We start from the raw sequence: 18,335 nt of genomic DNA on the forward strand, positions 1-18,335 counted from the left end.
TATGGTCCGGGCATGACGTCTGTGCGTGCTGTGCTCATCGACATCGACGGTGTGCTCACCGTTTCCTGGGAGCCGCTGCCCGGCGCGGTCGAGGCCCTGCGGGAGATCCGCGCGGCCGGGCTGGGTGTCGCGCTGGTGACCAACACGACGTCGCGGACGCGGGCGTCGATCGCCGGGACGCTCGCGGAGGCCGGGTTCCCGGTGGCGGCGGAGGACATCCTGACGGCGCCGGCGGTGACGGCCGCGTATCTCGCCGAGCACTTTCCGGGGGCGCGGTGTGCGCTGCTGAACAGCGGGGACGTCGGGGAGGATCTCGCGGGCGTCAGCCTGGTCGACGACGATCCGGACGTCGTCGTCCTGGGGGGTGCCGGGGAGGAGTTCGGGTACGCGGCGCTGAACCGGGCGTTCGGTCATCTCCAGCGCGGGGCGCGGCTGGTGGCGATGCACCGGAACCTGTACTGGCGTACCGAGGACGGGTTGCAGTTGGACGCGGGGGCGTTCCTGTCCGGTCTGGAGCAGGCGGCCCGTACCGAGGCGGTGGTGACGGGGAAGCCGTCGCGGGCGTTCTTCGCGTCCGCGCTCGCCCGGCTGGGGGTCGGTGCGGACGAGGCGGTGATGGTCGGGGACGACGTCGAGTCGGACGTGCTGGCGGCGCAGGCCGCGGGGGTCACCGGGGTGCTGGTGCGGACGGGGAAGTTCCTGCCGGAGACGCTGCGGGACGCGAGCGGGACGCCGGACCATGTGATCGACTCGTTCGCGGATGTGCCGGGGTTGCTGCGGGCGTGGTCGGCACAGGAGTAGCCCTCAGCGCAGGAGCAGTTGCAGGCCGCCGACGATCGTCGCCGCGATCACGAGTTGTTCGAAGAGTCGCTGGTTGATCCTGTTCACAGCCCATTTGCCGATGAACGCGCCGGGCACGACGAACGCCACGAGCGCGGCGTCGAGGAGCAGGGAGTTCCCGTCGATCAGCCCGAGGCCCACGCTGAAGGGCACCTTGGACGTGTTGACGATGAGGAAGAAGAAGGCGGACGTGCCCAGGAAGCCGAGCTTCCGGAAGCCCGCCGACAGCAGGTACATCGACATCACCGGGCCGCCCGCGTTCGCGACCATGGTGGTGAAGCCGCCGAGGACCCCGTAGGAGCGGGCCTTGACGCGGCCCGCCCTGGTGGTGACCGCGTCCGGGTCGTCCTCGGCGTCGGCGGTGCGGCGGCGCCAGATCGTCACGGCCGCCATCAGCAGCAGGATCGCGCCGATCGAGGTCCGTACGATCGCGTCGTCCGCCCACATCAGGAACAGCGTCCCGAACACCACGCCCGCCGCGACCGCCGGGAACAGCCGCCACAGCGTGGGCCAGTGGGCGTGCCGGCGGTAGGTGAGGACGGCGAGCACGTCCCCGGCGATGAGGATCGGCAGCAGCACGCCGGTGGAGGCGCGGGCGGGCAGGACCGCGGCGAAGACGGCGAGACTGACCGTGTTGGCCCCGCTCACGGCGGTCTTGGAGAAGCCGACGAGCAGCGCCGCGAAGGCGAGTGCGGCGAACCCCCAGCCGGAGATGTCCCAGAGCGTCATCGTGTTCATGCGGAGACCGATGCTATGCGCACCTATCCGGTCGCCGTAAGGAGCGTCTCGCTGGTTGGGCCTACTTTGCGGTAGTGGTCCCCGGCACCCGCCTGGGAAGATCTCCCGGGACCTTCACCGACGCAGCTGGAGGAGACATGACCGAGGCCCGCGAGCACACGCTTCCCGGGATCGTCGTACGGGAGTGGCCGCACCCGGCGCCCCGCTACCTCGCCCTGGTGGTGCACGGGTACGGGGAGCACATCGGCCGGTACGAGGAGCTCGCCGGCGTCCTCGTCGCGCACGGCGCGGCCGTCTTCGGGCCCGATCACCGGGGTCACGGGAAATCGGCGGGCGAGCGGGTGCTGGTCGAGGACTTCGAGGACGTGGTCACCGAGGTGCACGCCGTGGCCGACCTCGCCCGCGCCGCTCATCCAGGTGTGCCGCTGGTCCTGGTCGGTCACTCCATGGGCGGTCTGATCGCCGCCCGCTTCGCCCAGCGGTACGGCGCCGAGCTCACCGCGCTCGTCCTGTCCGGGCCGGTCATCGGGGACTGGTATCTGCCCCGGCAGCTGCTCGCCCTCGACGAGATCCCGGACACGCCCATCAGCACGGCCTCGCTCTCCCGTGACCCGGCGGTCGGGACGGCGTACGCGGCGGATCCGCTGGTGTGGCACGGGCCGATGAAGCGGCCGACGGTGGAGTCGTTCGTACGGACGCTGGAGACGGTGGCCAAGGGCGGGGACGTCGGCGGGCTCCCGATGCTGTGGCTGCACGGCGACGAGGACCGGCTGGTGCCGCTGTCGGGCAGCCGGGGCGGGGTGGAGCAGCTCAGCGGGGGCAGGCTGACCGAGCGGATCTACCCGGGCGCGCGGCACGAGGTGTTCAACGAGACGAACCGGGCGGAGGTCTTCGCGGACCTCACACGCTTCCTGGAGGGCGTGTTCCACGGCTGATCACCGCCGCGTTTGCACCGGTTCGCCCTGGGCACCCGCGCCCGCATGGAGTGGTTGCGGCACGCGGCCTGCGTGGGAGAGGACCCCGAGCTGTTCTTTCCCGTGGGCACGGAAGGGCCGGCGCTGCGCGAGATCGCGGCGGCCAAACGCGTCTGTGCCCGCTGCCCGGTGACTCCCGAGTGTCTCGACTGGGCGCTCCGCAGCGGACAGACCTCGGGCGTCTGGGGCGGCACCTGCGAACAGGAACGCGACGCGCTGCTCCGTACCGGCACGGACCCTGCCCGAAGGAGGAGCACCGTATGACTGTGGTGAGGAGCACCCTTCCCGACGCCGCCCGCGAGGTGGCCGGAGAGGCGTTGCAGAGCACCCTCGTGGATCTGCTCGGGATCTCACTCGTCGGCAAGCAGGCGCACTGGAACATCGTGGGCCCGCGCTTCCGGTCCATCCACCTCCAGCTGGACGAGGTGGTCGCGACGGCCCGCACGTACTCCGACACGGTGGCGGAGCGCGCCGCCGCGCTCGGTCTGCCGCCCGACGGCCGGCCCGAGACGATCGCCGCCGCCTACGCGCTGCCCGGCGCGAAGGAGGGCTGGCTGCGCGACGACGAGGTGGTGCGGCTGATGGTCGAGACGCTCGAGTCCGCCATCGGCCGGCTGCGCGACCGTATCGACGCCACCGACAAGCCCGACCCGGTCACCCAGGACCTGCTGATCGGCATCACCGCCGAACTGGAGAAGCAGCGCTGGATGTTCGAGGCCGAGAACTGGCCCCGGGACTGACCGCGTACGCACGAAGAAGGAGGCCGCCATGACGGACGCCCTCGAACTCGACGCGCTGTGGGAGGACTTCCACCGTGTCGTCAACATGACCTCGCAGGAGCTGGCCGCCTGGCTGCGCGTCAGCGACGCCGACGAGGAGACGGAACCCGTGCCGGAGCACGCCGGCACCCCCACCGGACAGCATGTCCTGGCGATCCTGCAGAAGCGGCGCACGGACCTCACCGACGACGACATCGAGGTGATGTACGAGGTGGTGGACACCGTCACCGCGCAGGCGGACGTCGAGAACGAACCGGAGCCCGAGGAGACCCGGCGGCGGCACCAGCTGATGACGCTGGGACACGATCCGCTCAAGCCGTAACCTCCTTGCCCGGCGGCCGGGTTGACGCGAAAGAGGTGGCCGAAGACCGACTGCGTCCCGCACAGATGATCGTGCAACACTGCTCGCAGTCCTGCCGAGCGAGCAGAGGAGTCACACGTGACCGGGACCGAGCCGGCCGCCCCGCGGATCGACACGACCAAGCCGCACCCGGCCCGGGTCTACGACTGGTACCTCGGCGGCAAGGACAACTACCCGGTCGACGAGGAACTCGGCCGCCGGATCGCCTCGTTGAACGGCGACGCGCCGCGGGCCGCGCGGGCCAACCGCTGGTTCATGCACCGGGCCACGCGCCGGCTCGTGGACTCCGCGGGCATCCGCCAGTTCCTCGACATCGGCACCGGCATCCCCACCGAGCCCAATCTGCACCAGATCGCCCAGCGGGTCGCCCCGGACGCCCGGGTCGTCTACGTCGACAACGACCCCATCGTCCTCGCCCACGCCGGCGCGCTGCTGCGCGGCACCGAGGAGGGCGTGACGGAGTACGTCCAGGCCGACGCCCGCGACCCGCAGCAGATCCTCGAACGGGCGGGCAAGATCCTCGACTTCGGACGTCCGGTCGCCCTCTCACTGATCGCGCTGATGCACTTCATCGCGGACGAGGACGGCGCCTACGACATCGTCGACACCCTCGTCGACGCGCTGGCGCCGGGCAGTTGTCTGGTGCTGTCCTGCATGACGGCCGACTTCGAACCGGACCAGGTGCACGAGGGCATCGCCGCCTACAAGGCGTCGGGCGTCACCCTCGTCGCCCGCGACCAGGCCGAAGTGGGCCGCTTCTTCAAGGGACTTCACCTCGTCGAGCCCGGGATCGTGTCCGTGCGGGACTGGCGCCCCGAGCTCGCGGAGGACGAGTCGGACATCGGCCCCGGGCCGGTGTCGCTGTACGGAGGCGTGGGCATCAAGCCGTGAGGCGGCACAGCGTCACGCCGTAAGACGGCTCAGCGTCACGCCGCGAGGCGGCTGAGGGCGGCCGACACCAGCGTCCGCACACCCGGTGCCAGCACGGACAGGTCGGGGGCGAAGAACGGGCTGTGGTTGTCGGGCACGTTGCCGAACCGCTCCGCGTCCGTCTCCCCCGGGACCGTCTCCCACACCTCGCGCGGGGTCGAGGTCACGTACCAGTAGTCGTACGGCACACCCGGCGGCGCGAGCAGGGAGAAGTCCTCGCTGCCCATCTCCGGGCCGAAGTCGAACACCGCGTCGGCGCCGAAGAGTTCGCGGTGCACGGCCGCGATCTCCCGGTCGAGAGCGGCGTCGTTGACGGTGTTCGGGTAGCCGGGGATCACGGTGATGTCCGGCGGCACCGGGCAGCCCGCCGCCAGGCACTCGCCCTCGACGATCCGCCGCACCGCGGCCAGGATGCGCTCGCGCACCCGGTCGTCCTGGCTGCGCAGGTTCAGCGCGAGCCGCGCCTCGGCGGGGATGATGTTGCTCTTCGTACCGGCGTGGAACTGCCCCACCGTCAGCACCGCCGAGTCCTTCGCGGCGACCTCCCGGGAGACCACCGTCTGGAGCCGGGTCACGATGTGCGCGGCGGTGACGACGGGGTCGACGGTGGACTCGGGGCGCGAGCCGTGGCCGCCCACGCCGGGCACGACGACCTCGACGCCGTCGGACGCGGACATGATCAGGCCGGGGGTGTGCGAGTAGCAGCCGGTGCGCCCGGGGACGACATGCTGGCCGAAGACCACGTCCGGGTACGGGAACCGCTCGTGCACCCCGTCCGCGGCCATCACGCCCGCTCCCCCACCGGCCTCCTCGGCGGGCTGCCCGACCGCCACCAGCGTCCCCGACCAGGCGGCACGCCCAGCGGCGAGCGCCTCGGCGGCCCCCGCGAGCCAGGTGACATGGCAGTCGTGCCCGCAGGCGTGCATCACGCCGTCGACCGTCGAGGCGTACGGCAGCCCGGTCGCCTCCCGCACCGGCAGCGCGTCCATGTCGCCGCGCAGCCACACCACGGGCCCGTCCCCGTTGGCCAGCACACCGACGACACCGGTGCGGCCGACGCCCTCGGTCACCGTGAACCCGGCCGCGCGCAGCCGCGCCGCGAGCCGGGCGGCGGTGCGGTGTTCCTCGAAGGACAGCTCGGGGTGGCGGTGCAGATCGCGGTAGAAGTCCTCCAGGTCGCCGGTCTTCAGCCCGGCGGTCAGCTCCTCGGTGAGCCGGGCGACTGCGGCGGGATCGGTCATCACGCTCCCTCTCTCTCCTCGAAAGCGGCCCTCCGTCCATGGGTTCCCCGCCAGGGCGACTCCACGGCTCCGCCGCCTCACCCCAGCAGCCACCCCCCGTCCACGGCCAGCCCCACCGCGTTCACGGACCGGTTGCGCAGCAGGAAGTCCACGGCCTCCACGACGTCGGCCATCGCCGCGAGCCGCCCGGTCGGGGTGCGTGCCCGCAGCCCCGCCAGCACCTCCGCCGGCTTGTCCCGCCAGTAGGGGCTGTCCCCGACCACCCCCGGGTGGACGGCGTTGACCCGGACGGGCGCGAGCTCGACGGCGAGCGTGTGCACGAGGCCGGTCACCCCGGCGTTGACGGTCGCCACGGTCGTCGCGCCCGGATAGGGCCGCTCCTTGGCCTGCCCGCCGAACAGCACGATCGCGCTGTCCTCGTGCAGGCCGGGCCGCAGGGCGTGCACGGCCTCGGTGTAGCCGACGAGCTTGAGCGTGACGAGGTGGACGGCGGCGTCGACGTCGTAGGCGGCCACCCGGTTGTCGTCGCGGGAGATCCCGGCCAGCACCAGATGGTCGACGCGTCCGGCACCGGCCAGCGCGGCACCGATCTCGCGCGGGCGGGAGAGGTCGAGCGCGAGGCCGCGGGCGCCGATCTCTTTGGCGGCGGTGTCGGTGCGGTGGGCGTCGCGCCCGGTGATCAGCACGTCGTCGCCGCGTCCGGCGCGCATCCGGGCGAACTCCCGGCCGATTCCGGAGGTTCCGCCGATCACCACGACACGGTTCATCGCACGCCCCTCAGATAGTCCCAGTCCCGGGTGAAGCGGTAGGAGTGCCGGGACGGCGGCTGCGGCGCCTGTGTCTCCAGCCAACACACCGGTCCCGCACCGGCGTTGGTGAAGCCGTGCACACAACCGGCGCCCGCCCAGGCGAGATCGCCGGGCCCGAGGTGGTACCGGGCGTCGTCGAAGGTCGCCTCCACGACCCCTTCGAGGATCAAGTACGTCTCCTCGAAGGGGTGGTCGTGGGTGCCGGCGACGCCGTCGACGGCGTACTGCACCATGAACATCGTCGAGGCGACCGCGCCGAGGTCGGCGTCGACCATCATCTTGACCGTGATCCCGCTGTAGACGAGCAGCGCGGTCCGCATGCTCGCCGACACCGCCAGCAGTTCCTGGGACTGCTTGCCGGGGTCCATCTGCGCGGGCTCGAAGTGGCCGAAGGAGCGGGTGCGGGGGTCACGGACGTCGATCCGGACGGGGGCCCGGGCGGGCAGGTCGGGCACGGACTGGGTGTCGTACCCGTAGCGGGCGCGCGGGACGGGCGCGAGCATGTCCGCCCAGCGCGCGCCGGTGTCCCCCGCGCCCCGCCAGGCGTGCGGGACACCGGTCGGCAGCAGGCCGTAGTCGCCCTCCTCGAGGAGGTACGACCCCTCGGGCACGTCGAGGACCACGGTGCCGTCGAGGACGTGGAAGCTCTCCTCGTACGAGTGCACATGGGCACCGACCCGGCCGTCCGGGCGCAGCTCGCAGACACCGAAGCCGGTGTGCACGCTTCCGTTCGCCTCACCGACCAACTCCCTGCGCCGGTAGCCGTGTTCGTCGTGGTCCGGTACCGGGACGTCGGCGGCGCGACGCACCAGGTGCGCGGTCACCGGGCCGCCTTCGCCGCCAGGAGCCGGTCGCGGGACTCCTCCACGAGGCGCCGGGCGCGGGCCACGTCGGCCGTCAACCTGCCGTCCCGCTTGCGGATCACGCCGTCGACGATGACGGTGTCCACGTTGGAGACGTCGGCGGACAGGGTGACGGCGGCAGCGGCGTCGTGCACGGGGGCGATGTTGAGCGCGGTGGCGTCGATGGCGACGACGTCGGCGCGCTTGCCGGGGGTCAGGGAGCCGGTGCGGTCCTCCAGGCCCGCCACATGGGCGCCGTTGCGGGTGGCGATCTCCAGCATCTGACGTGCCGTCAACATGGTGTCCGGGACAGGCATGTTGGCCTGCCAGCAGTCCGCGTTCAGCCGGGCGCGCTCGGCGCCGAAGGCCGCGCGGATCTGGGTGAACATGTCGCCGGGGACGGTGGTGACGACGTCGATGCTCAGGGACGGCCGAAGGCCGTGCTCGAGCGCCGCCGTCACGGGCGGCCAGCCGTGCCCCATCTGCGTCTCCACCTGCGGCGCGATGGACACCGTACCGCCGCTGTCGGCGACCATCCGCCACTCGTCCTCGTGGAGGTAGCAGCAGTGGATGTAGGTGGTGTCCGGGCCGAGGAGACCGAGGTCGTGGAGTTGCCTGACCATGCCGAAGCGGCCCGCCATGCGGCCCATGGCGACATGCACGGTGATCGGGATGTCCAGGTCCCGGGCGAGGGCCCATTCGGCGGTGACGACGTCGTTGACGCAGAAGCCGGGGCCACGGGTCGCAAGGGCCATGGTGAGCAGGCCGGTGTCGGAGGCGAAGTACTTGGTACGGATGCGGCGTACGTCGTCGCCCGGAATCGCGATCTTGCTCTCGAACCAGTAGTCGGCCAGGGAGGTGTTGGCGCTGCCGTACGCGTACTGCGCCCGGATGCCGGACTCGGTGAGGGCCTGGATCGCGGCGTCGGGGTGGGCGGGGGTGTTGTTGATGTGGGACCAGTCGACGAGCGTGGTGATGCCGGCGTTGAGGCACTCCAGGGCGCCGGCCAGGTTCGCCGCGTACACGTCCTCCGGGGTGTAGAGCGGGGCGAAGGTGTCGAGGATGTCCACGAAGTAGTCGTCGAGGGTGGCGTCGGGGGCGACCCCGCGGATGGACGCCTCCCAGGTGTGGCGGTGGGTGTCGACGAAGCCGGGGATCACGATCCGGCCGGTCATGTCGAGGACTTCGGCGTCGGCGTCGATCCGGGGTGCCACGGCCTCGATCCTGCCGTCCTCGATGAGGACGTCCCCCTGGGGAAGGTCCCCGATGTCGGGGTCCATCGAGATCACCTGACCGGCGCGCAGGAGTGTCCGAACGGTCATCGCCCTTCCTCCTTCGGGGTGTTCAGTACGCGGTGAGGTCGCGGACGGCCGCCACGACCTTGTCGACGGTGGGGATGACCCGCTCCTCCAGCGCGTCGGCGAACGGCAGCGGCACGCACTCCCCCGCCACCCTTCGCACGGGCGCGTCCAGCAGGCCGAAGCCCTCGTCGGCGACGACCGAGACGAGCGTGCCGCCCCAGCCGCCCTGGTACGGGTTCTCCTCGACGGTGACGAGCCGCGAGGTCCGGGCCAGCGAGGCGAGGACGGTCCGCATGTCCAGCGGCACCAGGCAGCGCAGGTCGACGACCTCGGCCTCGACGCCCTCCTCGGCGAGCATCGCGGCGGCCCGCAGCGCCAGCGGGACCATCGCGGCGAGGGCCACGAGGGTCACGTCGGCGCCCTCGCGCACGACGGCGGCGCGGCCCAGCTCGACCACATGGTCCGGCGGCGCGGGCGGACCCTTGGCCGCCAGCAGGCCCTTGTGCTCGAAGAACACCACCGGGTCGTCGCTGCGGATCGCCGCCGCCATCATGCCGACGACGTCGGCGGGGGTGGCGGGTGCGGCGATCTTCAGTCCCGGGACGGTCAGCGCCCAGTTCTCGGTGGCCTGGGAGTGCTGGGCGCCGAAGCCGAGCCCGCCGCCGTTGGCGGTGCGAACGACGAGGGGCACGGTGACCTGACCACCCGTCATGTAACGCACTTTGGGTATCTCGTTGGCGAGGTAGTCCCAACAACAGGCCAAAAAGTCCGAGAACATGATCTCGGCGACGGGCCGCATCCCGGTCATCGCGGCGCCCATCGCCGCGCCCACGATGGCCTGTTCGGAGATCGGCGTGTCCCACACCCGCTGCGGCCCGAACTCGTCGAGCAGCCCGACGGTGGTCTTGAACACCCCGCCCGCTGCACCGATGTCCTCCCCCAGGCAGACCACGGCCGCGTCCCGCCGCATCTCCCGCGCGATGCCCTCGGCGACGGCCTCCCGGTAGGTGATCACGTCCGCCATGCGGCACCTCCGTCCGCCCATACGTCCGTCAGCGCGTCGCCCGGATCGGGCGCGGGAGCGTTCTTCGCCGCGTCAACAGCCCGTCGTACGGCCTCCCGTGCGCGCTCGTCGGCCGCGGTCACCGTCTCCGCGGGGACCCCCAGCTCGGTCAGGCGGCCGCGCGCGAGGTCCAACGGGTCGTGCTTGAGCCAGCGTTCGACCTCCTCGGCCGGGCGGTAGGCGGCCGGGTCGGACCTGCTGTGCCCGAAGTGCCGGTAGGTGGCCGCCTCCAGCAGAGCGGGCCCGTCTCCTGCCCGGGCCCGTTCCGCGAGCCGGGCCACGGTCTCGCGCACCGCCACGACGTCGTTGCCGTCGACACTCTCGCCGGGGATGCCGTACGCGGGCGCCCGGTCGGCCGCCGGGCGGGCCACCGCGGTGACGTCGGCGATCGGCGTGTACTCCATATAGAGGTTGTTCTCGCAGACGAACAGCACGGGCAGCTTCCACACGGCGGCCAGGTTCAACGACTCGTGGAACGCGCCGATGTTGGTGGCGCCGTCCCCGAAGAAGGCGACCGCGATCTGACCGGTGCCGCGCAGCCGGGCCGACCACGCGGCACCGGCCGCCATCGGGAGGTGGGCGCCGACGATGGCGTACGAGCCGAGCATGCCGGTGGCGGCCTTCGTGAGGTGCATGGAGCCGCCCTTGGCCCCGCACAACCCCGTGGCCCTGCTCATGAGTTCGGCGAGGCATTCCTCCGGGCCGGCACCGCGGGCCATGGCGTGGTGGTGGCCGCGGTAGGTGGCGAAGACGTAGTCGTCGGCGCGCAGGGCGGCGCTCGCGCCGACCGCGATGGCCTCGTGGCCGGCGGCGAGGTGGGTGGTGCCCTTGACCAGGCCCTGGAGGAACAGGTCGTGGGCGGCCTTCTCGGTGCGGCGGATGAGGGCCATCTGCTCGTACAGCGCCAGGAGTTCAGCGGTGTCCGTCGACAGTTCAGCGGTGTCCATCGGCGGTCCCCGTGTTGAGGTGGGACTGCGACTCCCGGCGGGTGTTCAGCTCGCCGCCCACCGTCCAGTACTTGCGGCCGGCGACGAGGAGTTCCTCGGCCGGGAACTTGGTGATGACCTCGCAGCCGTCCGCGGTGACGACCAGCTCCTCCTCGATGCGGGCCGCGGACCAGCCGTCGGCGGCGGGCCAGTAGGTCTCCAGGGCGAACACCATGCCCTCTTCGAGGACTTCGGGGTGGTCGAGGGAGACCAGGCGACTGAAGATGGGCTTCTCCCAGATGGACAGGCCCACCCCGTGGCCGTACTGGAGGGCGAACGCGGCGGTCTCGTCGGCGAAGCCGAACTCCTCGGCGCGCGGCCACACTTGGACGATGTCGGCGGTAGTGGCGCCGGGACGGACGAGGGCGATGGCCTGGTCCATGTACTCGCGGCAGCGGACGTAGGCGTCGCGTTGGGCGCGGGAGGCGCTGCCCACGGCGAAGGTGCGGTAGTAGCAGGTGCGGTAGCCGAGGTGGCTGTGCAGGATGTCGAAGAAGGCGGGGTCGCCGGGGCGGATGAGCCGGTCGCTGTAGACGTGCGGGTGCGGTGAACAGCGTTCACCGGAGATGGCGTTGACGCCTTCGACGTACTCACTACCGAGGTCGTACAGGACCTTGCTGACCAGTCCGACGCACTCGTTCTCGCGCACACCGGGGCGCAGGTAGCCGTACAGCTCCTCGTAGGCCGCGTCGACCATCGCGCAGGCCTGGGTGAGCAGGGAGATCTCGTCGTGGGTCTTGGTGCGGCGGGCCTCCAGGAAGACCTGCTGACCGTCGACGACGTCGATGCCCTCGGCGCGCAGGGCGGCCAGGACCGGCATCTCGGCGACGTCGATGCCCAACGGCTCGCCCGCCAGGCCGTGTTCACGCAGTTCCGCGGCTATCTTGCGGGCCACGTCCTCGGCGATCCCCGCGTCGGGATGGAAGGCGCCGCGCAGGGTGGAGATGCCGGCGCGGGCGCCGGTGGGCGGGCCCTCCTTGCCGTCGCTGTAGTCCAGCCACGGGTTGTAGAGCTGGTGGTGGCGGGCGGCGGAGCCGAAGTCCCAGACGACCGGGTCGCCGCCGCGCACCAGCAGGGCGAAGCGGATCAGCTTGTCCATCGCCCAGGTGCCGATGTGCGTGGCGGTCATGTAGCGGATGTTGGCGAAGTCGAAGCTGAGCACCGCGCCGAGCGAGGAACGGTTCAGGGTCTCGTGGAGCCGGGCCAGCCGCTGCCCGCGCAGCCGGTCGAGGTCGATGCGCTGTTCCCAGTCGACGGCATTGGGTCCGAAAGTGCGGATCGCCATGGCGACCACCCCCACTGCGGAGTCAACGACCGCACGCGGCGAGTGTCAAGTGTCACTGAACACGAACCACACCCCGACGGCTGGTTCCTCTCCATCGTTGCAGTAGCGGTGCGGGGTCGTCGACTCGAAGCAGACCGCACCGCCGGGACGCAGTGTGTACGTGTCGAAACCGAGAGTGAGAGCGAGCTCGCCGGAGATCAGATAGCCGTACTCGGTGCCCGCGTGGCGCATCAGGCCGCCCGAGGTGGAGGAGGAGCCACCGGGCCGGTAGGTGACCAGCAGAAAGTCCACGTCCGTGCCCGGGACATGGCCGAGCCGCTCCCACACGACACCGGAGTCCAGCTCCAGCACCTCGCGCTCACCGGGCGTGATCAGCGGTCCGATGCGCCGCGCGGGATCGGCCGCGAAGGCGGCGAGGGCGTGCGCCACCATGGCACTGCCGGTCGCGGCGACCGTCTCCCGCTGCTCGAAGAGCGACTCGACGGAGATGCCCAGCGCGGTCGTGATCGCGTACAGCGTGCTCACCGACGGCTGGCTCTTGCCGGTCTCGATCTGGGAGACCAGGCTCGCGGAGACGCCGACCTCGCGGGCCAGGGCGCGCAGACTCACGCCGCGCTCCTGGCGAGCCTGGCGAATGCGGGCGCCGACAGGCGGCACGTCGGCTGGGGACACGGGCGGCACCTCTCGTGAACGGTGATGTGCAGTGTCATTGAACAGCGGTCGCGGTGCCCCGCACCAGGGATCGGCCGAACGGACGAGAGCCGGCCGCGCCGGTCATGGCCATATGGCCGAGGCGGGCGCGGGTGCCCGCGGGCGAGGGTGAAGCCACTTCCCCAGCCGGTCCCTCAGCAGGAGTTCTCGATGCAGCGCAGCAAGTTCCTCGTCGGAGTCGTCGGCGGCGCGGCCGCCACCCTCGCCCTCGGCGGTCTCGGCACCTATCTGCTCTCCGGCACCGAGTCGACGAGCACCCTCGACACGTACAGCACCGCCACCGTGGACGGCCACAAGGCGCTGAAGAGCACCATCGTCGCGGGCCGCACGCAGAGCAGGTACCACCCGCTGCCCTGGGTCGGGGACAAGGTCTCCGGCGTCACCTGCCCCACGGGGCTGAAGGCCGTCGCCGGGGCGTCCATCACCTGCACCGGCAAGAAGGGCGACGGCTCGACCGTCGACATCCCCGTCACGGTGGTCAAGGCCACCGCCTCCTCCGTCACCTGGAAGTTCGAGCGCTGACCGCCATGACGAACCCCGTTCTGGCCGGTCTCGGCCTCGTGAAGAAGTACGGCTCCACCGTCGCCCTCGACGGCGTGGACGTCTCCGTCGGCGCACGCGACTCGCTGGCGATCATGGGCCCGTCCGGGTCCGGCAAGTCGACCCTGCTGCACAGCCTCGCCGGGATCGTGCGCCCCGACAGCGGCACGGTGCTGCTGCGCGGCGAAGCCATCGACAAGCTGAGCGAGGAGCGGCTCAGCGCCCTGCGCCGCAAGCGGTTCGGGTTCGTGTTCCAGTTCGGCCAGCTGCTGCCGGAGCTGCCCGCCGAGGAGAACGTGGCGCTGCCGCTGATGCTGGAGGGCGTCCCGCGCCGGCAGGCGGTGGAACGGGCCCGGCGCTGGTTCGCGCCGCTCGACCTGGACGGCCTCGAACACCGCCGCCCCGGCCAGCTGTCCGGCGGGCAGGCGCAGCGCGTGGCCATCGCCCGTGCCCTCGCCGTCGAACCGGACGTCGTCTTCGCCGACGAGCCGACCGGCGCCCTCGACCAGACCACCAGCACCGAGGTCGTCCGCCTGCTGACCTCCGTCACCCGCGAGCAGGGCGCCGCGCTCGTCATGGTCACCCATGACGCCGACGTGGCCGCCCACTGCGACCGGGTCCTCCAGGTCCGGGACGGCCGGATCAGCAACTACACCCAGTTCACGGTCGCCTGAGGAGCCCTGACGTGCGTTCCCCTGTCCTGCCCCTGACCTGGCATCTCACCAGGGCGTCCGGCCGCCGCGGCGTGCAGAGCCATCTGCTGGCGGCCGGTGCCGCCGCCGTGGGCGCGTTCGTGATGCTGGTGATGATCGCCGCGACCGTCGGCGCCGGCGTCCGCGCCGACCGCACCGCCTGGCGCACCCCCGAACCCGCCCGGAACGGCACCGCCGTGCAGGCCCTCGCCACCACCTACGTCCGCGGCGAACCCCTCACCGTCGTCTCCCTCGCCCAGCTCCCCGACCGCGCCGCGACCCCGGCCCCGCCCGGCCTCGGCACGTTCCCGAAGAAGGGCGAGGTGTACGTCTCCCCCGCCCTGGCCGAGCTGCTGCACAAGCTGCCCGCGGGCCAACTGGCCGGCCGTTTCCCGAAGCCGGCGCCCCACGCGTCCTACGGCACGATCGGCGAGGCGGGTCTCGCCTCCCCCGACGAGCTGGTGGCCGTGGTGGGCCGGGCGGCGTCCGACCCGGCGATGTCGGAGACGGCGGCGACCGGCGCGAGCTACTTCGACCAGGACCAGGCCGCGCGGGCCGTGGTCGCCGGGTTCTCCGGCACGAAGCAGAGCCTGTTCACGTACGGCGACCAGGCGGCGGCGCTGCTCGGTGTGGTGCTGCTGGCGATGCCGGTGGTCGTGCTGTCCTCCGCCGCCGGGCGGCTCGGCGCGGCCCGGCGCGAGCAGCGGCTCGCGGCGCTGCGGCTGGCGGGGGCGACACCCCGGCAGATCCTCGGGATGACCGCGCTGGAGGCGGCGGCGGTCGGCGCGACCGGTGCCCTGACCGGCGCCCTCGCGTACGTGGCGGCGCTGCCGGCGCTCGCCGAGGTGCCGTACGGCATCGGCGGCTGGTACCCGGGACAACTATGGGTGGGAGCCGAATGGTTCGCCGGGGTCGTCCTCGCGGTCACCGCGCTCATCACCGTCAGCGCGGTGTCGACGCTGCGCCAGGTGGTCAGCTCGCCGCTCGGCGTCGCCCAGCAGGCGAACCCGCGCCGGACCAGGATGATCCGGCTGGTGCTGTTCCTCGCGGCGCTCGCCTACATCTGGCGGTCCACGGGCGGCGGACAGTTGAAGGGCCGCGACTACGTCGTGCTGCTGCTGATGTTCTACGGCGCGTTCTGGCTGGTCGGGCCGTGGGTCGTGGACCGGCTGGGGCGGATCGCGGCCCGCTGCGCCCGCCGTCCGGCGACCCTGCTGGCCGCACGCCGGCTCAGCGACGACCCGCGAGGCGCCTGGCGCACGGTCAGCGGTCTGGTGCTGGCCGGGTTCGCGGCCGGGTTCTTCTCCGTGAGCATGCTGGGCACGGACGGCTCCCAGTACCGCGACCAGGTCGCCGTGATCACCGCGAACGCCGCCGACGCCCGGCACGCGGCGGCCGAGGCCCGCACACTGCTGGACCGCGCGAACGTCAACGCCGAGATCAGCGTCGTACCGGAGGACGACTACGACAGTCTGCTGGGCGGCAGTCGCGGCATCGTCGCCCAGATCTCCGGCGGGCAGGCACGGCTCGACACCGCCGTCACCGCGCTCGCCTCCGTCGGCTCCGGCCACCCGCCCTACACCCAGGACTACGCGACCGCGGGCGACCGCAGCATCGTCGACCGCATTGCCGACGTCAGCACCGCGACCCTCGCGCTGAGCTTCGTCGTGGCGACCGCCTCCGCCGGGCTGACGGCGGCGGCGAACGTCCTGGACCGGCGCCGGGTCTACGGCCTGCTGCGGCTGGCGGGCACCCCGCTGAGGGTGCTGGACCGGGCGCGGGTGCGCGAGACGGTGCTGCCTCTGGTCGTGCTGGCCGGCGGGACCGTCGCGACCGGTGTCTACGGCTCGTACAAGTTCAACCACGCCTTCGGAGCCTCGCTCAACGTCTCCGGCGCGCTCGAACTGGCCGTGTGCGTGCTGGTCGGAGCCCTGGCGATGTTCGCGGCGATCAGCGGCAGCCGCCCGCTGCTGCGCAAGGTCACCGCGGACCCGGCACAGGCACCGGACTGAGCAGGAACGACCCTCCCGGACCGAGCAGGAACGACCCTGCCGGAATGAGGCGTGAGCCGGCAGTGCGGAGCGGTCCATGAGCGATGATCGAGCCATGACGAGCCCCACCCCGCCCGGAACCGCCCCCATCCGGGTCCTCATCGCCGACGACCAGGACATGGTCCGCACCGGGTTCCGCTTCTTCCTGGACGCGCAGCCCGACATCACGGTGGTGGCCGAGGCCGCCGACGGGGAGCAGGCAGTGGCGCTGGCCCGCGAGGTGCGGCCCGACGTGTGCCTGCTGGACATCCGGATGCCGAAGCTGGACGGCCTGGCGGCCACGCGGCTGCTGGCCGGGCCGGAGGTCGCCGACCCGATGCGGGTCGTCGTGGTCACCACCTTCGACCTCGACGAATACGTGTACGGGGCGCTGCGCGGCGGCGCCTGCGGGTTCCTGCTGAAGGACTCCGGGCCGGCCCTCCTGGCGGAGGCGGTCCGCGCCGCCGCGGCGGGCGACTCGCTGGTCTCCCCCTCGGTCACGGTCCGGCTCCTCAAGCACCTCACCCGGACACCGGAGACGGTCGCCCCGGCCCGTCCCACGCCGGTCACCGAGTCCCTCACCGACCGCGAACTCGACGTGGTCCGCCTGGTAGCCCTCGGCCGCACCAACGCCGAGATCGCCGCCGAACTGTACGTCTCGCTCTCCACGGTCAAGACGCACCTGTCCAGCGTCCAGTTGAAGCTGGCGGCCCGCAACCGCGTGGAGATCGCCGCGTGGGCCTGGCAGAACGGCCATGCTCAGGCGGGCGGGTGACGGTGCGTCAGTCTCCGGAGCGGATGAGCCCGGTGAGGTAACGCCACAGCGAGGAACGGCGCTTGACGGACTGGTCCGGGGCGTCCGGTACGGCTTCCTCGGGCTCCGGCGCGACCTCGACCAGGGGCCCGGTCAACTCGTACCGCACCGGCAGTGACCGCAGCCCCCGCATGAACGGCGAGGAGCGCCACGGCAGTTGGTCGACCGGGAGGGCGAGCTCCAGGTGCCCGAACCGTTCGAAGAGCCGGCTCACGCCCACCGAGGCGATCGTCGAGGCCAGCTCCCGCGCCGGGCACTGCCGCGGCCCCGCGCCCCACGACAGATGGGCCCGGCTGCTGATGCTGGAGGAGCCCGGGGTCATCTGCCCGGCGAAGAGGGGGTCGGCATGGGCCGCGGCGGCGGAGACCCACACGGGGTCGCCGGCCCGGACGGTGTAGTTGCCGAGCGGGGTGTCCGCGGCCGCGAATCTCGGCACGAAGTTGACCAGCGGAGGCTTGCGCATGACGACCCGGTTCATAGTCTCCCGGACCATCCCGGCGGACAGGGTGTGGCGCACGCCGCCGTCGCTCTCCCCGGAGATCACCTCGACAACGGTGTTGGAGACGAGGATGCCGACGTGATCGGAGGTCATGCCGAGCAGCATGAACAGCTCCCGGGCCAGTTCGTCGACGGTGAGGTCCGGGTGGGCGGCGAGCAGGTGGGAGGGGAAGTCGTCGCCGGGCTTCTCGATCTTGGCGGCGGCGAGTTCGCCGAGCGTCACCAGCAGCCGGGCCAGGGCGGGTTCCGCGTCCGGTCCGGCGTCCAGGACCCGCCACATGTCCATGAGGGCGTCGTCGCCCTGGGAGCCGGGGAAGCCGAGGAGGTGGCTGGCCGCCATCAGCGGCAGCGGCCGGGAGAACTGCGCCGACAGGTCGGCGAGGCCGTTACGGCCGCCCTGCCCGAGCAGGCTGATCAGCTCGTCGGCGTACCCCGTGACGGCCGCCTTGAGCCGCTTGGCCTGCGGGTTGCGCGGATCCTGGAAGGGCCGCAGGGCGACGTCCCAGGCGGTGCGCAGCGAGCGGTAGCCGTCACCGCCCTGGATGAGGACGTGGTTGACCTCCAGGGAGGGGCCGAGCGGCCAGTCGGCGGGCACCCGGCCCTCCGTCCGGGCCCGCCAGTTCTCCAGGCCCTTGGGCCAGCCGGCGTCGTCCTGGAGCACCTGGAGCGACTCGCGGTAGCCGAGGACGAGCCAGGCGGGCACGCCCAGCAGATCGACCGGGGCGACCGGTCCGTGCCGCTCGCGCAGCCGCTCGTAGACGAGCGCGGGGCGGGTCTCGTAGTCCCGGGTCAGCAGCGGCTCGGGGGCGAGCTCTTCCAGTCGGGTGCCGTCCGGCACCGGCTCCGCCTCGTCGACCACATGGATTCCCATGGTGCTGCCGCCCCCTTCGACACCCGCCCG

At 72.1% G+C, this 18,335-nt stretch carries 20 protein-coding genes; 10 read left to right on the forward strand and 10 right to left on the reverse strand.

Going from position 1 to position 18,335, the window contains the following annotated elements; genetic code table 11:
• Nucleotides 1-12 precede the first annotated feature (12 nt).
• Nucleotides 13-801 (forward strand): TIGR01458 family HAD-type hydrolase, encoded by a 789-nt coding sequence (locus IQ210_RS26335; RefSeq protein WP_194081608.1) that lies wholly within the window; start codon nt 13-15, stop codon nt 799-801.
• Nucleotides 802-804: 3 nt separating this feature from the next.
• Here IQ210_RS26335 and IQ210_RS26340 read toward each other — a convergent pair whose 3' ends face one another.
• Nucleotides 805-1,578: a sulfite exporter TauE/SafE family protein gene (locus IQ210_RS26340; protein ID WP_194081609.1), complete on the reverse strand. Its 774-nt coding sequence runs from the start codon at nt 1,576-1,578 to the stop codon at nt 805-807.
• A 137-nt stretch (nt 1,579-1,715) separates the two neighbouring features.
• On the opposite strand from IQ210_RS26340, the gene IQ210_RS26345 reads away from it, so the two are divergent.
• From IQ210_RS26345 to IQ210_RS26365, 5 genes are all read left to right on the forward strand, one after another.
• Entirely contained in the window at nt 1,716-2,513 is a 798-nt protein-coding gene (locus tag IQ210_RS26345; RefSeq protein WP_194081610.1) for an alpha/beta hydrolase, read from the forward strand.
• Between the two features lie 45 nt (nt 2,514-2,558).
• On the forward strand, nt 2,559-2,816 hold the full coding sequence (locus IQ210_RS26350; protein ID WP_194081879.1) for a WhiB family transcriptional regulator: 258 nt from the start codon (nt 2,559-2,561) through the stop codon (nt 2,814-2,816).
• Complete coding sequence (locus IQ210_RS26355) at nt 2,813-3,292, forward strand: Dps family protein (protein WP_194081611.1); 480 nt, start codon at nt 2,813-2,815, stop codon at nt 3,290-3,292. The genes IQ210_RS26350 and IQ210_RS26355 overlap by 4 nt, the downstream gene beginning before the upstream one ends.
• Nucleotides 3,293-3,320: 28 nt before the next feature.
• On the forward strand, nt 3,321-3,653 hold the full coding sequence (locus IQ210_RS26360) for a DUF3140 domain-containing protein (protein ID WP_194081612.1): 333 nt from the start codon (nt 3,321-3,323) through the stop codon (nt 3,651-3,653).
• Between the two features lie 117 nt (nt 3,654-3,770).
• The gene (locus tag IQ210_RS26365; protein WP_194081613.1) at nt 3,771-4,583 is read left to right on the forward strand and encodes an SAM-dependent methyltransferase; all 813 of its coding nucleotides are present in this window, start codon (nt 3,771-3,773) and stop codon (nt 4,581-4,583) included.
• 35 nt (nt 4,584-4,618) lie between these two features.
• Here IQ210_RS26365 and IQ210_RS26370 read toward each other — a convergent pair whose 3' ends face one another.
• The 8 genes from IQ210_RS26370 to IQ210_RS26405 form a co-directional block, all read right to left on the reverse strand.
• Nucleotides 4,619-5,863, reverse strand: a complete 1,245-nt coding sequence (locus IQ210_RS26370; RefSeq protein ID WP_194081614.1) for an amidohydrolase — start codon at nt 5,861-5,863, stop codon at nt 4,619-4,621.
• Nucleotides 5,864-5,940: 77 nt separating this feature from the next.
• Nucleotides 5,941-6,630, reverse strand: a complete 690-nt coding sequence (locus IQ210_RS26375; RefSeq protein WP_194081615.1) for an SDR family oxidoreductase — start codon at nt 6,628-6,630, stop codon at nt 5,941-5,943.
• Entirely contained in the window at nt 6,627-7,496 is an 870-nt protein-coding gene (locus IQ210_RS26380) for a cupin domain-containing protein (RefSeq protein WP_194081616.1), read from the reverse strand. The genes IQ210_RS26375 and IQ210_RS26380 overlap by 4 nt, the downstream gene beginning before the upstream one ends.
• Complete coding sequence (locus IQ210_RS26385) at nt 7,493-8,836, reverse strand: amidohydrolase family protein (RefSeq protein ID WP_194081617.1); 1,344 nt, start codon at nt 8,834-8,836, stop codon at nt 7,493-7,495. Before IQ210_RS26385 ends, IQ210_RS26380 begins: the two co-directional genes overlap by 4 nt.
• Before the next feature lie 22 nt (nt 8,837-8,858).
• Complete coding sequence (locus IQ210_RS26390) at nt 8,859-9,839, reverse strand: alpha-ketoacid dehydrogenase subunit beta (RefSeq protein ID WP_194081618.1); 981 nt, start codon at nt 9,837-9,839, stop codon at nt 8,859-8,861.
• Nucleotides 9,827-10,825 (reverse strand): thiamine pyrophosphate-dependent dehydrogenase E1 component subunit alpha, encoded by a 999-nt coding sequence (locus IQ210_RS26395; protein ID WP_194081619.1) that lies wholly within the window; start codon nt 10,823-10,825, stop codon nt 9,827-9,829. The genes IQ210_RS26390 and IQ210_RS26395 overlap by 13 nt, the downstream gene beginning before the upstream one ends.
• Nucleotides 10,812-12,149, reverse strand: coding sequence for a M24 family metallopeptidase (locus IQ210_RS26400; protein ID WP_194081620.1), 1,338 nt, complete (start codon nt 12,147-12,149; stop codon nt 10,812-10,814). The genes IQ210_RS26395 and IQ210_RS26400 overlap by 14 nt, the downstream gene beginning before the upstream one ends.
• Nucleotides 12,150-12,194: 45 nt before the next feature.
• A complete protein-coding gene (locus tag IQ210_RS26405; RefSeq protein ID WP_322656773.1) occupies nt 12,195-12,830 on the reverse strand; it encodes a helix-turn-helix domain-containing protein in 636 nt (211 codons plus the stop codon).
• Nucleotides 12,831-13,010: 180 nt separating this feature from the next.
• Here IQ210_RS26405 and IQ210_RS26410 point away from each other — a divergent pair, with 180 nt between their 5' ends.
• The 4 genes from IQ210_RS26410 (at nt 13,011) to IQ210_RS26425 (ending at nt 16,897) form a co-directional block, all read left to right on the forward strand.
• Nucleotides 13,011-13,382 (forward strand): DUF4333 domain-containing protein, encoded by a 372-nt coding sequence (locus IQ210_RS26410; protein ID WP_194081622.1) that lies wholly within the window; start codon nt 13,011-13,013, stop codon nt 13,380-13,382.
• A gap of 5 nt (nt 13,383-13,387) precedes the next feature.
• Nucleotides 13,388-14,074, forward strand: coding sequence for an ABC transporter ATP-binding protein (locus IQ210_RS26415; RefSeq protein WP_194081623.1), 687 nt, complete (start codon nt 13,388-13,390; stop codon nt 14,072-14,074).
• A gap of 11 nt (nt 14,075-14,085) precedes the next feature.
• Nucleotides 14,086-16,104 carry an FtsX-like permease family protein gene (locus tag IQ210_RS26420; protein ID WP_194081624.1) on the forward strand — a complete coding sequence of 673 codons (2,019 nt, stop codon included), beginning with the start codon at nt 14,086-14,088 and terminating at the stop codon, nt 16,102-16,104.
• A 76-nt stretch (nt 16,105-16,180) separates the two neighbouring features.
• The gene (locus IQ210_RS26425; RefSeq protein ID WP_407699727.1) at nt 16,181-16,897 is read left to right on the forward strand and encodes a response regulator; all 717 of its coding nucleotides are present in this window, start codon (nt 16,181-16,183) and stop codon (nt 16,895-16,897) included.
• Nucleotides 16,898-16,904: 7 nt separating this feature from the next.
• On the opposite strand, the gene IQ210_RS26430 is transcribed toward IQ210_RS26425, so the two are convergent.
• Nucleotides 16,905-18,305, reverse strand: coding sequence for a cytochrome P450 (locus IQ210_RS26430; RefSeq protein WP_194081625.1), 1,401 nt, complete (start codon nt 18,303-18,305; stop codon nt 16,905-16,907).
• Nucleotides 18,306-18,335 lie beyond the last annotated feature (30 nt).

It is taken from the genome of Streptomyces justiciae (genome assembly GCF_015163075.1).
GTDB lineage: Bacteria > Actinomycetota > Actinomycetes > Streptomycetales > Streptomycetaceae > Streptomyces > Streptomyces justiciae.